The following is a 13,966-nucleotide window of genomic DNA, read 5'->3' on the forward strand; positions in this document are numbered from 1 at the left end:
ATCCGAATGCGAACCCCTGACGCGCTCGGTACCCAAACCCGACACGACCGAACAGCCTCGGCCGAGGATGGGGTAGGCGCATGGGGTGCGGCGTCACCCGCCCGGCGCCACAGGCCGTCAAACAGTGCGGGGCTTGGCCATCAACCCTAGAAGGTGGCCCATTCCTGGGGGTCGTCGTCTTGCTCGACCGAGAGATCCTTCGAGGCATCGGTCCGGGCCACGAAGGTGGACGAGTCCGGCCTTGAGGGCCTAGCGGCCGATGAGTCAGGCGCGTGCTGAGTGGCCAGCACAGCGGTAGCCGTGGCCGGCGGCGGTTCGACGGGTGCCCTGGCCACCAACGGAGCGGCCGCGGCGAGTTTGAAAAAAGCCATCTTGGCGAACAGGTCGCGGGAACGGGTTTCCAGCTCGCGGCCGGCCGCGGCCGATTCTTCGACCAGGGCCGCATTCTCTTGCGTGCTGCTATCCATATCGCTGACGGCGCGGTTGACCTGTTCGATGCCGCTGGCCTGTTCGCGGCTGGCGGTAGCGATTTCGGATATGAGTTCGCTGACCCGGTGCACACTGGCCGTGATCTTTTCCAGCGTTTGGCCGGATAGCGTGACCTGCTCGGAACCGTCGGTAACCTTGCGGGTACTGTCGGCCACCAGGGTCTTGATTTCCTCGACCGCGCTGGCGCTCCGGTTGGCCAGATTGCGGACCTCGGTGGCCACCACGGCAAAGCCCCGCCCTTGCTCGCCGGCCCGGGCTGCCTCCACCGAGGCATTCAGGGCCAGTAGATTGGTTTGGAACGCGATGTCTTCGATCAGACCGACGATATCGTTGATCTTGCGGCTCGAGGCATCGATCGCCGCCATGGCTGCGACTGCCTTTTGGACAACGACGCTGCCCTCGTCAGCGCGGGTTTGTACTTCGTTGGAGACGGCCTCGGCTTCGGCTGCATTGTCGGCATTCTGTTTGACCGTGGCAGTCATCTGTTCCATCGAGGCCGAGGTCTGCTGCAGATTCGCGGCCTGGCTCTGGGTGCGCGAGCTCAGCTCGTCGCTGCCGCTGGCAATCTGGGAGGCACTGGCGCTCACCGCTTCCGAGGTGCTGCGTACATCGGCCACGGTATCCACGAGTCTTTGTTGCATGCCTGCCAGGGCAGCCAGCATGTCCCCAAACTCGTCACGACGCTGGTGCGGGATGTCGTTATCGAGGCGGCCTTGGCCGATGGCTTCGGCGAAGTGCTTGGCTTGATCCAACGGTCGGGTGATCAAGCGCACCAGGACCGTGGCCACCACAAGGCCGACCAGAATGGCCGCTGCGCCGGCGCCGCCGATCAACCAGCTCAGCCACTGGGCGGTTTGATTGCTTTGTTGATGGACGCCCTTGGCCGCTGCGATTTGGCTGTTACGTAAATCGTAAAGCGCCTTGCCGGCCGCGGTCAGCGGCATCGACAGCTGGGCGTTATAGAACGTATTGGCCATCGAGGGATTGCCCTGGCCCAGAATATCGACGAATTTATCCAGGCGCGGTCCCAGCCCCTGGAATGTCTTGTAGGATTCGCGAGCCTGTTGTAGCTCGGCCTCTGAAGACACGCGATTCGGATAATAATCGCTCCACTGCTGGTTGAGTGTTTCGCGGTCGTGTGTGAGTTCCGATGCCAGGGCCTGGATGTCGTTGGGTTTGCCGGCATTGAGCCGGCCCCGGATATTGGCCAGCATCGTGGCATAGGTCTGGCTCGTCTCGGCCAGCGCGTTCACACCGAGCAAGTTGGTCGAATACAGCTTGTCGCTGTGGCCGTCGAGCTGCTGGATCGCGAATAGCGAGATCGCACACAGTAGGGCCCAGAGCACAATGGTTGAGGCGAATGCCAGTGTGACCTTGGCCTTGATGCTTCGCAGAATATGCACGCCGACTCCCCGTTCCGAACATGAATCCGCCCGTCTCCCCGAGGCGGGTTCGTTTCATCGATATCGCGTGCCGATGGTTATCGGCTGTGAGTCGGCGATCTTGAGGGCAGGGCGGCGAGAGGGCGCTCGTCTGCCGCCGTGGCCTGGGCTTCGTTCAACAATGCATCGATTAAACGCCGGACATGAGCTCGCGATAGGCCAGTTGATCGGCATGCAGGGCCCGATAGACCCCATACTTGGCCTGATGGAAGGCTTGGCGCTCGCGGCTGGGTTGGATCACGCGATCGGTGGCGCTCATCCGCGCGGCTGCGGTGCGCAGGTCGGGCTGGTCGCCGCAGGCGGCCGCCGCCAGCATGGCGCTGCCCAGCAGTACGGTCTCGGGTTCGGCGGGGAGTTCGATGGGCAGCCCGGTGGCATCGGCGGTCTCGGCCAGCCAGCGTTCGTTTTTCAGCACCCCGCCGCATAATCGCAGCCGGGTGACCGCATGGCCGTGGGCGTTGAGTGCTTCCACGATATGCCGAGTGCCATAGGACACCGCCTGCAGCGTCGCCAGATAACGGACCGCTAGGTCGTCGATGCTCTCGGCCAGGGTCAGGCCAGTGACAGTGCCGGTCAATGAGGCATCGGCCAACGGCGAGCGATTGCCGTAGTGATAGTCCAGCACATGCATATCGTGGGTCAGTTCGCCGCCGGTCTCCGTCTCCCGGCGCGTCAGCCGCTCGTTGAGGACGTCGAAATGGCTGCAGCGGCGTCGTTCGGCTTCGGCCTGCAAGGCTGCGTAGGCGGCGCTATCGCGAATCATGTGATCGATGAGTGCGCCCACGGCGCTCTGGCCGCCTTCATTGATCCAGCCGTCGGGCAGTACTGCGCCCCAGTACGGCCCCCAGACCCCAGGCACGAAACAGGGTTCGCGCGAGAAGGCGATATGACAGGTCGATGTGCCGGCAATCACTGCCAGGCTGGCCTCGGGGTCGTCGCCAAGCATGCCCAGTGCGCCGGCATGGGCATCGATCAAGCCGGTGGCGACCACTACCTTGTCCGACAGGCCGAAGGCCTCGGCGGCGGCCGCCGACAAAGTCCCCGCGGCCGCGCCCGGTGCCTGGATCGGGCCGGCCATGCCGGGTTTGTCGAGTAGCGATGTCAGCCCGATATCGGCCAATAAATCCTCCGGCCAACGTTGTTCGTGGGCCAGATACAGCCATTTGCAGACCTGGGTACAGATACTTTTTGTGGGTCGGGCATGGGCGCCGAGGGCGCCGACCGCGCGGGCGACCATATAATCCGCCAGGTCGAGATAAAGCGCAGCGCGTTGATACTGGTCGGGGCGATGGCGGGCCAGCCAGAGCAGCTTGGGCAGCTCCAGTTCCGGGCTGACTTGGCCGCCGATATAGCGCAGGGCCTCGTGTTCCGTGGCCGCGATCTCGCTGGCTTCGGCGGTGGCCCGATGATCCATCCACATCACGATGTTCTGGGCATCGTCGTCGCTGGGCGATACCGATACCGGCTGTCCGTCAGCGTCGAGTGCGACCAGCGAGCAGGTGGCATCGAAGCCGATTGCCCGAATGCTGTCGGCGGTAACCCCGGACGCTGAGAGCGCGCTACGCACTGCGCTGATGCACTGGTTCCAGATGTCGTCGCTGGACTGCTCTACGAAATCCGGTTGCGGGCGGAACTGGGCAATGTCGGCCGCGGCCTGGCCCAGGCAGCGGCCCATAGCGTCGAACACGCCGGCCCGGACGCTGCCCGAGCCGACGTCAATTCCAAGATAGTTCCCGGCCATGCGGCATCTCCCAAGGTGGGTTGCGGCGAGCCGGTTCGGCTCGGCCTGCGTTATCGGGCGCCTACTATGCCGGCTGCCGGGGCGGGCGTCGCTGGTTGTCGGTTCCGACTTTAGTCGTCCTATCCGAAAGACGTATTGCCGCAGTTTTTGCATTCGAACTAATGTGAAATGACAACGTCAACATTGCAAAGAACGTTGCAATATCCAGATAGAAGACGAATTTGTTTGGCTTCTGCTGCGATAGATCCAGAACCGGAGGAGATCCATGATCAAGTTCAAGACCGATTCGCTGCGTCGGCTGGCCGTACTCGCGGCCATTCCCCTGGCGTTGGTGGCGATGGCGGCCACGGCGGCCGACAAGCACGACAAATCGAACGATCAGCTCGTGATCGGCATGTCGTTTCAGGAGCTCAACAACCCTTATTTCGTGACTATGCAAAAAGCCTTGCAGGACAAGGTCGACAAGATGGGAGCGAAGCTGATCGTGACCGATGCCCGGCACGATGTGTCCAAACAGACCAACGACGTCGAGGACATGCTCCAGCGCGGCATCGATATTCTGCTGCTCAACCCCACCGATACGGTTGGCATTCAGTCGGCGGTGGTCTCGGCGCATAACGCCCAAGTTCCGGTGGTCGCCGTAGATGCCCAGGCCAAAGGCCCGGTCTCCGGTTTCGTGGGTTCGAAGAACTTCAAGGCCGGCTATCAGGCCTGCAAGTATCTCGGCCAGAGCCTGAACGGCAAAGGCGATGTCGCGATTCTCGACGGCATTCCGGTGGTGCCGATCCTGCAGCGGGTCAAGGGCTGTGAGAAGGCCCTCGGCGAGTTCTCCGAGATCAAGGTGGTCGACAAGCAAAACGGCCATCAAGAGCGCAATACGGCGATGAACGTGACCGAGAACATGCTCCAGGCTCACCCCGAGTTGGATGGCCTGTTCAGCGTCAACGACGGCGGCACGCTGGGGGCGCTGGTCGCGCTCAATTCTTCGGACAACCACGTAAAGCTGGTCAGCATCGACGGCAACCCGGAGGCGATCAAGGCCATGCAGCAGCCCGATTCGCCGCTGATCGCGGACGTGGCCCAGCATCCGGCGACCATGGTGCGCAAAGCGCTCGACCTGGCGCTCAAGAAATACCACGGCGAAGACAGCCCGGACGAGATTCCGGTAGACGTGACGCTGATCACGCCCAAGGAGGCCGGCCAGTTCCACTGGGGCCAGTAATTACCGACGACCGTGCCAGGCCGGTCGCGCCCGGGCGCGACCGGACGGCAGGAGCCAGTCCATGACCGCAGTCCTGTCGCTCCAAGGCGTGAGCAAAAGTTTTCCCGGCGTGAAGGCGCTGGACGACGTGAGCCTGAACGTCGACGCTGGCGAGATCCATGCCCTGCTCGGCGAGAACGGCGCCGGCAAGTCGACGCTGATGAAAATCCTGTGCGGGATCTACCAGCCGGATGCCGGCGAGATCCGCCTGGATGGCGAGATCCGGCATTTTCATAACTATCGCGATGCCTGTGCCGCCGGTGTCGGCATTGTGTTTCAGGAGTTCAGCCTGATTCCCTGGTTGTCGGTGGTCGACAATATCTTTCTCGGCCGCGAGCCGCGCAACCGGCTGGGGCTGATCCAGCATGCCCGGATGCGTGCGGCGGCCCACGAACTGTTCGATCGTCTGGCTATCGATATCGATCCGGAGATCGCAGTCCATCACCTGAGCGTGGCCGATCAGCAGTTCGTCGAGATCGCCAAGGCGTTGTCGCTCAATGCCCGGGTATTGGTGCTCGACGAGCCGACCGCGCCACTCACTCCGCGCGAAGTCGAACGGCTGTTCGCGATCATGCGGCGGCTGCGCGCCGACGGCGTAGCGATGGTGTTCATTTCGCATCATCTAGAAGAAATCTTCGAGATTTGCGATCGGGTCACGGTGCTGCGTGACGGGGCCTATGTGGCCAGCTGCGCGGTGATCGAGACCGATCCCGAAGAGCTGGTCGAGATGATGATTGGCCGCAAGGTCGACAATATTTTTCCGCCGCGCCAGCCGCGTCCGGCTCATGCGCCGACCATTCTGGAAGCCGAAATCGGCATGCCGGGTACCGACCATACCGATACCCTGCGGCTGGAACAGGGCGAGATCCTGGGCTTTGCCGGGCTGGTCGGTTCTGGGCGCAGCGAGATGGCGCTGGCATTGATCGGGGCCTATCCGGCCCGAGTGGCCCATATCCGCCTCGACGGCCACGAGGTGCATTTCAAGTCGCCGGCCGATGCCCTGGATGCCGGTATCGGCCTGCTGCCCGAGGATCGCAAGCGCCAGGGGCTGATCCTGCCGTTTTCCTGTGGCGACAACATCACCCTGAATCATTTATCCCAGTTCTATCGGCCGGCGCCGTTCATCAGCCGGGCCCAGGAGGCCGACACGGTCGATGCCGCCATGGACCAGGTCCGGGTCAAGGCGCCAAGCGCAGAAACCCCCGTGCAGTCGCTATCGGGTGGCAACCAGCAGAAGGTGGTGATCGCCCGCTGGCTGGATCGCGGCTGTCGCATCCTGATCTTCGACGAGCCGACCCGCGGCATTGATGTCGGCGCCAAATCCGAGATTTATGCCCTGATGCGCCGACTGGCTGCCCAGGGCATATCGATCATCATGATTTCCTCGGAGTTGCCCGAGGTCACCCATTTGTGTGATCGCGTGCTGGTCTTCAGCCACGGCCATATCGTGGCCGAGCTGGCCGGTGATGACATTCAGGCCGACGCGATCATGACCCACGCCGTGCGCGAGCCGCGACGCAATCACGATACCCCAACCGCTACCGAGGACGCCTAATGAGCGATTCCACTCGACCCGTGGCCAGCGAGGCACCACGCCGGCAGCGGCGTTCGCGCCTCGCGCGCATGCTGCATTCGCCGATGTTCTTCCCGCTTTTGGGGTTCATCGCTGTGTTCATCGTGATGGGGCTGGTCAACGACCGCTTCCTGGAGTTTTCGAATCTGGCCAACGTGGCCCGCCAGGGCTCGGTGATCGCGATCATCGCGGTCGGCATGAGCTTCGCCATCTTCACGGGCGGCATCGATCTATCGGTCGGCCCCGTGATGGCCTTGTCCGGCACCGTCATGGCGGGATTGATGGCGGCCGGCTGGCCGGCGCCGGTCGCGATTCTGGCCGGTTTCGGCGTCGGCATGCTGTTCGGCGGCTTCAACGGTTTCTGCGTGGCCTTCGGCCGTATGCCACCGATCATCGTGACCCTGGCCACGATGGGCGCGGCCCGCGGGCTGGCGCTGATCTATACCGGCGGCTATCCGATCTCCGGGCTGCCGTCCTGGTTTTCTTGGTTCGGCCGCGGCGACCTGGGCGGGCTGCAGGTGCCGATCATCATCATGCTGGTGGTCTATGCCGCAGCCTATGTGGTCATGCACCACACCGCCTTCGGTCGCTATGTCTATGCCATCGGTGGCAACGAAGAGGCCACCCGGCTGACCGGTATCCGCGTGCCGCGCACCAAGCTGCTGGTCTACACCATCAGCGGGCTGACCGCGGCGATCGCCGGTCTGGTGATCACCTCGCGCCTAATGAGCGGCCAGCCGAACATCGGCACCGGTTTCGAACTGGATGCAATCGCTGCCGTGGTGCTCGGCGGCGCTGCGATCTCGGGCGGCCGCGGCGTGGTACTCGGCACCCTGGTTGGGGCCATGCTGCTGGCGATCCTCAACAACGGCCTGAATCTGATGGGGGTGTCGCCCTATCTCCAAGACGTGGTCAAGGGCGGCATCATCTTGCTGGCGGTATATATCGGCCGCGGGCGTAACGCTTGATTTTTCGATTGAACGCCGCGCCGCGGCACAAGGAGTTCCAACCATGAGCCAAACCACCGCGAACGCACCGGCAACGATGCAGGCCGTGGTCTGCCACGGCCCCGAGGATTATCGCCACGAATCGCGCCCGCGGCCGAGCGCCGGCCCCGGCGAAGTCGTGCTCAAGATCGGTGCCTGCGGCATCTGTGCCAGCGATGTGAAATGTCGCGGCGGTGCCGCGATGTTCTGGGGCAACGATAGCCAGCCGTCGTGGGTACAGGCGCCGGTGGTGGCCGGGCACGAGTTCTTCGGCGAGGTCGTCGAACTCGGTGAAGGCGCGGGCCGGCGGGCCGGGCTGGCGGTCGGCGACCGCGCCATCGCCGAGCAGATCGTACCCTGCGGTGAATGCCGATACTGCGACTCGGGCCATTACTGGATGTGCGAAGTACACAATATCTTTGGTTTCCAGCGCGAAGTAGCCGACGGCGGCATGGCCGAATACATGCGGGTGCCGGCCAACGCCCGGCTGCATCGTATCCCCGAAGCGTTGTCCCGGGCCGATGCAGCGTTCATCGAGCCACTGGCCTGTGGTATCCATGCCGTCAATCGCGGCGATATCCAGCTCGATGACACGGTGGTGATTGCCGGTGCCGGCCCGATCGGCCTGGCAATGGTCCAGGTCGCCCGGCTCAAGACACCGAAACGCTTGATCGTAATCGACATGCTCGATGAGCGCCTGCGTCTGGCCGAACGCTTCGGCGCGGACGTCACGCTCAATCCGGGGCGGGACGATGTCGGCGCCCGGGTCCGCGAGTTGACTGACGGCTATGGCTGCGACGTCTATATCGAGGCGACCGGCTCGCCGACCGGGGTACGCCAGGGCCTGGATATCATCCGCAAGCTGGGTCGGTTCGTGGAGTTCAGCGTGTTCGGCAAGGAGACTTCGGTCGACTGGTCGATCATCGGTGATCGCAAGGAACTGGACGTGCGCGGCGCCCATCTGTCGCCGCGGACCTTCCCGGTGGCCATCGACCTGCTGGCCCGCAAGCGGGTGACCACCGACGGCATCGTTACCCACGAACTGCCGCTGGCCGAGTTCGAAGAAGGCTTTCGTATGGCCACGGCGGCCGAATCGATCAAGGTGCTGCTGATTCCCTAAGCCCGCTGCGGCGGCGCAGCGCGTATGCGCCGCCGCTACTCGATGAGTTCGCCGCGGACGGTCAACGTTTGAGGCGGCAGTTCTGGATCGGCGATGCGTTCGAGCAGCAGATCGAGGGCTTGCTGGCCGGCCCGGAAACCGTCGTGGACCACGCAGGGCACGTGGATATCGAAAAGATCCAGATACGGCAGCCGGTCGATGCTGATCACGTCCAAGGCATCGGGGGCGATCCCGTGGGATTTCATGGCCTGCAGGGCGCCGAGCGTAATCAGCTGGTTCATGCCGAAGATCGCCCGCGGCATGCCATGGGCCTCTAGATAGTGGCTGACCTGGGCGCGGGCCGGCTCTAAAGTGTAATCGCCCCACAGCACATCGACCGCGATGTCGCGTTCGCTTTCGGCCAATGCCTGATGTACTCCGGCCAGGCGTTGGCGTGCGATCCGTGAATGTTCCGGCCCGGCCGCGACCAGCAGGCGTGACGAGCTCTGGTCGCCCACAGACGGCCCGGCGAACACGCGTTCGAGTAGATGGGCGGCTGCGCATTGGCCGGCCCAGCTATTGTCGAGGACGACCGAGCTGAAAGCGGCATCGTGCAGGGTACGATCGAGCTGCACTACGGCGACATCGCTATGGATCAGGCGCTCGATATAGTCCGGCTGATAGTCCGGCTCATCCGAGACCGGTGACAGTATGATCCCGGCGGCCTGGTAGCTGAGCAGGGTTTCGATGGCATTGGCTTCCAGCCAGGGCTCACCGTCGGTGTCGAACAGCAAAATCGCATAGTTGTGCCGCTTAGCATGGCGCGATACGGCCTTGATCATCTCGGCATAGAACGGATTGTCGACGCTGGCGGTGACGAAGCCGATCAGCCGGCTGCGGCTATGCTTGAGCCCGCGGGCGAAGGCGTTGGGTACATAACCCAATTCGCTGGCCGCGGCTTCGATTTTAGAACGGGTTTCCGGTTTGACCATTTCCGGGCGGTTCAGCGCTCGGGACACGGTGATGTTGGTCAGTCCCACCCGGGCGGCAACATCGGATATGGTCACACGGCGATTGCGGGGCATGGAGCGGTTTCCGAATAGACATCGCGACAAGCTGTATGCTGCATCTTATCGCATAGAGTGCGGGAAAATCCGGTAAACATGGAGATGCATGTGCTCATCTTACGCCGTTTCGCTCCCTGGGCGGGCGCGATCGCTCGAAAAGCGGACCCGGCGTATCGCTGTCTAAGCCTGACTTTGGGGCCGCGACAATCGATACGTTGGGCGTTTGACATAGAAATCGGCGCCGCAGGCCTCGTGTAGACAACGAAGGCGGTCGCCAGCGGCGACAAGCCAAGTCAAAAGCTCGTCAAACAGCGGCCGGGCTGCTTGTCGCCGGATCAGCCGGTGGGACAGGCCTCGCGCAGACAGCGGGCCGGGCCGATCGATTCCAGCCGCTCCAGATGTTCGGCATCGGTGACCAGCAAGGCGCCTGCGAAGCCCAATGCATTTATTTCGATGCCGCGGTAAGCCGCCTGTTGACGCGGTACGAGCCACAGCCATTCCCGAGTTGCCAGCAGATTGTAGGCGCCCGCCTGTTCGGGGCCGGCGCTGGCCAGGCCGACGGCTTCGAGCAGTTCGTGGTAGCGGGCATGCAATAACGCAGCCCCCTTAGCCGGCGTGGCCCATATCTCGGGCGATAGACGGGTCGCGGCATGCGGAAACGGCAGGGCCATACTACGGCCGATCCCGGAGGCTGGCAGATCCCGAGCCAGGGCATCAGCCACCGGCAGGGCCGGGCCAGTATTCGCCAGGGGCAGGTCGACCACTTGCAGATGTTTGTGAGGCTGGCTGGCGCCGGCTTCGGGGCCGCCGTTGTAGAACGCCAGCCCATCCCAATCGTGCAGGACCCGCAGCAGTGCCTGGCAGTCCTGCTGGCCGAGCAGGTGGGTTTGGGGCTTGTCGTCGGTCGTGACCAGCAGCAGATGAGGATCGAGCACCGGAAACTTGTTTAGCAGGCCTGCATGCGCAGGCGCCAGTTCGCCGACCCACAGGTCCGGATCGTAGGGTGGGGCGAACGGGTCTTTGGACGAACCCTGGAATGCGCTGCGCGGTTTCTGTTTCAGGCCATGTACGAGGCGCACGAGATAGGTCAGCCCGGCGTCTTCGATAAGCCGGATGTCGGTATCGATGGGCGCGAGCGCATGAGCAGCCAGTGCCTGCGTATGGGCTTGGCGGGTTGCGGCTTTCCAATTCATGGCCTAGAGCCTGACCCGTTGAACACCGGCAGTGCAAACGGATCGAACCCCGGTCAGGCTTGTTCGAGCCGGCGGTAGTCGCTGCCGGCAGCGAGTACTTCGGCGGCCGGAGCTGGGCGATGGAAATAGTAGCCCTGGAAACGGGTGAAGCCTTTTTTGACCAGTACATCCAGCATGGCGGCGGTTTCGACGCCTTCGGCGATGACGTCCAGCGATAGCGAGGCCGAAATATCGGCGATCGAGCCAATGACTGCACGGTCGATCGGGTCGCTTTCGATGTCTTGCACAAAAGAGCGATCGATTTTGATGCCGTCCACAGAAATCCGCTTGAGCATATCGAAGCTGTTATAACCGCTGGCGAAATCATCCAGCCATACAGTGAAACCGCGTGCCCTGAGGGCTTTGACCAGAAGCGGATAGTTGTCGCCGGTAAGTTCTTCGCTTTCCGTGATTTCGAAGCTCAGACAGCCGGCTGGGATCGTTCGGGCATCCAGGGTCTCAAGTATTTCCTTGTGAAACATCGGGTTGGTCAAGCTGGCCGGGGTCAGGTTGACGCTTAGATAGTGGTCCTTGGGCCATTTGTCTCGTAGGCAGTGGTCGCGGATGAGTTGGACTGCCGCGTTCACGACCCAGCGATCGATACGCAGCATCAACCCCAGGCTCTTGGCCGTGTCCATGAAGACTGCCGGACCGACCAGGGCGTCTTCGGTCTGAAAACGCAGCAGTGCCTCGTAGCCGACGCGGTTTCCGCTGGCGTCTACGATCGCCTGCAAATAGAGTTTGAAGCGATCCTGTTCCAGCCCGCTGTGCAACAGCTGGGCCGAATCCATATACGCCTGGGCCTGGGCGGCGACGGACGGGCTGGCGCCGAACAGGTAGTGGCGGCCACGGCCGGTGTTCTTGGCGGTGTACAGTGCTGCATCGCCATGGATCAGCGACTGCTCGGGCGAGGCCAATCGACCGTCGAGCAACGTGATCCCGATGCTCGCGCCGACCGAGATCGGCCGCTCGGCATAGATGAACTTGAGATCGGCGATGGCGCGAATGAGCTTATCGGCTATGAACTGCGCCTGTTCATCGCTGTTGACGAACACCACCGCTGCGAATTCATCCCCGGCCAGACGCGCCAGTAAGGCCGTACAGGGCAGCCGGGCGCGCAGTACGTGCGCGATATGTTTGAGTAGCTCGTCGCCCGCGGCATGGCCGTGGGTATCGTTGATGATCTTGAAGCGATCGATATCGATATAGAACAGATAGGCCGTGCCGGCCCCGGAACGGCTGCGCTGCCAGGCCGCAGTGACGGCTTCCTCGAAGCCACGGCGGTTCGGCAGGGCGGTCAGCACGTCGTGATTGGCCTGATAGACCAGCTCGTCGGTCATGCGATGGGTTTCGCTGACATCCTGAAAGACGAAGACTGCCCCCCGGATCAGGCCGTCGGCGTTATGGATTGGCGACACCGAGTCGACGATTGAGATGTGGCAGCCGTCTTGGCGCTTGAGCCGAGTGAAGATCGGCACCCGCAGACGCTGACCGCGACGCAGTACTTCGTCGACCGGATCGGGCAGTTGCCGGTCCTGTTCGGCATCCAGCAGCGTCACGCAATCGGCAAATCGTTGCCCGAGTAGCGCGGCCGCGTCGACGCCGAGTAGCGATTGCGCGGCTGGGTTGGCCTGGTTGATGCGCCCGGCGCGATCCACCCGAATCAAGCCTTCGCCGATCGCGCCGAAGGTGACTTCGGCCAGTTCTTTGGCTTCAAACAAGGCGCTTTCCGAGCGCTTACGCTCGGTAATGTCCTGTATGTGGCAGATGAAGTGCAGCGGCCGATCGTCGCCATCGTGCAGCAGCGACATATCCAACTGTACGTTGATGGCCTGCCCGGCTTTGTGGAGGTAGCGTTTTTCGCTGCGCCGGGTTGTAAGTCGGCCGGCGAGCATGTCGTCCATGCCGGTCAGCGCGATCGGCAGGTCCTCGGGATGGGTGATGTCGCGAAAGCTGCGTGCCATCAGTTCGGCTTCGGTGTAGCCGAGCATGGCGCAGAGCGCGTGATTCACATGCAGCCACTCGCCAGTTGGCGCGATCAACGCGATGCCGATCGGCGCGTTGGCCAGCGTATCGGCCAGCCGTTGTCGGTCGCGTTGGGCTTCCTGTTCGCGGGCCTTGCGTTCGCTGATATCCGACAGCACCCCAATCAGGCGCGGGCCCGAAGACGCTTCATCCTCGACCAGTCCGGCGATTTCCTTGATCCACAACGGCTCGGCGTTCGGCAGGCACAGGCGGTATTCGCTTTGGTGCACCGGGCTCTGTCCGTCGATATGGGCCTTGAGACTGGCCTGGCGATTGGGCTGGTCCTCCAGGTGCACATAGCTGTCCCAGGTCCGTCGTGGCAGGGTCACTTCGGGATTGCGGCTCAGGCCGATGCGGCGAGCAAAGCCGCCCATGACACGATAGAGATCGTCGTCGAAATCGAACTGGAGCAGACCAAGGCCGGCGCTTTCCCCGGCCAGGCGCCAGAGCTGTTGCTGCTCGGCCAGGCGTTGTTCCAGACCGCGACGGATATTCTGTTCGACCACGATATGCTCGACATCGAGCAATAGCCCGGTCGTGATCGTGGCCTGCCCCGGGCGTTGTTCGGCCTGGCCGATCGAATGGACGTGGCGCATGACACCGTCGGCCCGGATCAGCCGCAGAAACATGTTCCAGCTGTCGCCGGAGGCGACCGCCTCCCGCAGGGCTGCCTGCGAAGGGGGATCGAAAAACGACAGCCCGGCTTCTAGCGACGGGGTGAAATGTCGGGGGTCGAGTTTGTGAACGGCATAGATGCCGTCCGACCACCAGAGTTCGCCGGTTCCGGCATCCAGCGACCAGGTGCCACCTTGGGCGTGTTGATCCAGTACGTCGATCGCGATGCGCTTCACGTCTAGGCCTTACGCTGGGCGGTCTCGGTTCGAGCGACCGCAGGGTTTAGCGCCCTGTGCCATCGGCCGGTTTCGAAAGAAAAAACAGCCAGATGTGACGCAGCGTTAGAATAGTTTTTATAAAACCGCATGGTCATGGGGCACTACGATAGCCGAAACAGCCGCGTAGGCGCAGGAAGGCATATTTATGCGCCACTATA

Annotated in this window: 9 protein-coding genes; 4 read left to right on the forward strand and 5 right to left on the reverse strand. The window is 63.0% G+C overall.

Annotated elements, in window-relative coordinates:
- Window positions 1-146: 146 nt before the first annotated feature.
- Window positions 147-1,892 carry a methyl-accepting chemotaxis protein gene (locus V5738_RS01080; protein ID WP_423822547.1) on the reverse strand — a complete coding sequence of 582 codons (1,746 nt, stop codon included), beginning with the start codon at window positions 1,890-1,892 and terminating at the stop codon, window positions 147-149.
- A 169-nt stretch (window positions 1,893-2,061) separates the two neighbouring features.
- Window positions 2,062-3,672, reverse strand: a complete 1,611-nt coding sequence (locus V5738_RS01085; protein WP_423822548.1) for an FGGY-family carbohydrate kinase — start codon at window positions 3,670-3,672, stop codon at window positions 2,062-2,064.
- 265 nt (window positions 3,673-3,937) lie between these two features.
- Between V5738_RS01085 and V5738_RS01090 the strand changes: the two genes are divergently transcribed.
- The 4 genes from V5738_RS01090 (at window position 3,938) to V5738_RS01105 (ending at window position 8,612) form a co-directional block, all read left to right on the forward strand.
- Window positions 3,938-4,894 carry an ABC transporter substrate-binding protein gene (locus V5738_RS01090; protein ID WP_423822549.1) on the forward strand — a complete coding sequence of 319 codons (957 nt, stop codon included), beginning with the start codon at window positions 3,938-3,940 and terminating at the stop codon, window positions 4,892-4,894.
- Between the two features lie 61 nt (window positions 4,895-4,955).
- Window positions 4,956-6,488 carry a sugar ABC transporter ATP-binding protein gene (locus V5738_RS01095; RefSeq protein ID WP_423822550.1) on the forward strand — a complete coding sequence of 511 codons (1,533 nt, stop codon included), beginning with the start codon at window positions 4,956-4,958 and terminating at the stop codon, window positions 6,486-6,488.
- Window positions 6,488-7,474, forward strand: coding sequence for an ABC transporter permease (locus V5738_RS01100; RefSeq protein ID WP_423822551.1), 987 nt, complete (start codon window positions 6,488-6,490; stop codon window positions 7,472-7,474). The genes V5738_RS01095 and V5738_RS01100 overlap by 1 nt, the downstream gene beginning before the upstream one ends.
- A 43-nt stretch (window positions 7,475-7,517) precedes the next feature.
- Window positions 7,518-8,612: an alcohol dehydrogenase catalytic domain-containing protein gene (locus V5738_RS01105; RefSeq protein WP_423822552.1), complete on the forward strand. Its 1,095-nt coding sequence runs from the start codon at window positions 7,518-7,520 to the stop codon at window positions 8,610-8,612.
- Window positions 8,613-8,647: 35 nt separating this feature from the next.
- Here the strand turns inward: V5738_RS01105 and V5738_RS01110 are convergent, their stop codons facing one another.
- From V5738_RS01110 to V5738_RS01120, 3 genes are all read right to left on the reverse strand, one after another.
- The gene (locus V5738_RS01110) at window positions 8,648-9,676 is read right to left on the reverse strand and encodes a LacI family DNA-binding transcriptional regulator (protein WP_423822553.1); all 1,029 of its coding nucleotides are present in this window, start codon (window positions 9,674-9,676) and stop codon (window positions 8,648-8,650) included.
- 317 nt (window positions 9,677-9,993) lie between these two features.
- The gene (locus V5738_RS01115; protein ID WP_423822554.1) at window positions 9,994-10,851 is read right to left on the reverse strand and encodes a DUF4922 domain-containing protein; all 858 of its coding nucleotides are present in this window, start codon (window positions 10,849-10,851) and stop codon (window positions 9,994-9,996) included.
- A 53-nt stretch (window positions 10,852-10,904) separates the two neighbouring features.
- On the reverse strand, window positions 10,905-13,766 hold the full coding sequence (locus tag V5738_RS01120; RefSeq protein ID WP_423822555.1) for a sensor domain-containing protein: 2,862 nt from the start codon (window positions 13,764-13,766) through the stop codon (window positions 10,905-10,907).
- Between the last annotated feature and the right edge of the window lie 200 nt (window positions 13,767-13,966).

Source organism: Salinisphaera sp. SPP-AMP-43 (assembly GCF_049568105.1).
GTDB lineage: Bacteria > Pseudomonadota > Gammaproteobacteria > Nevskiales > Salinisphaeraceae > Salinisphaera.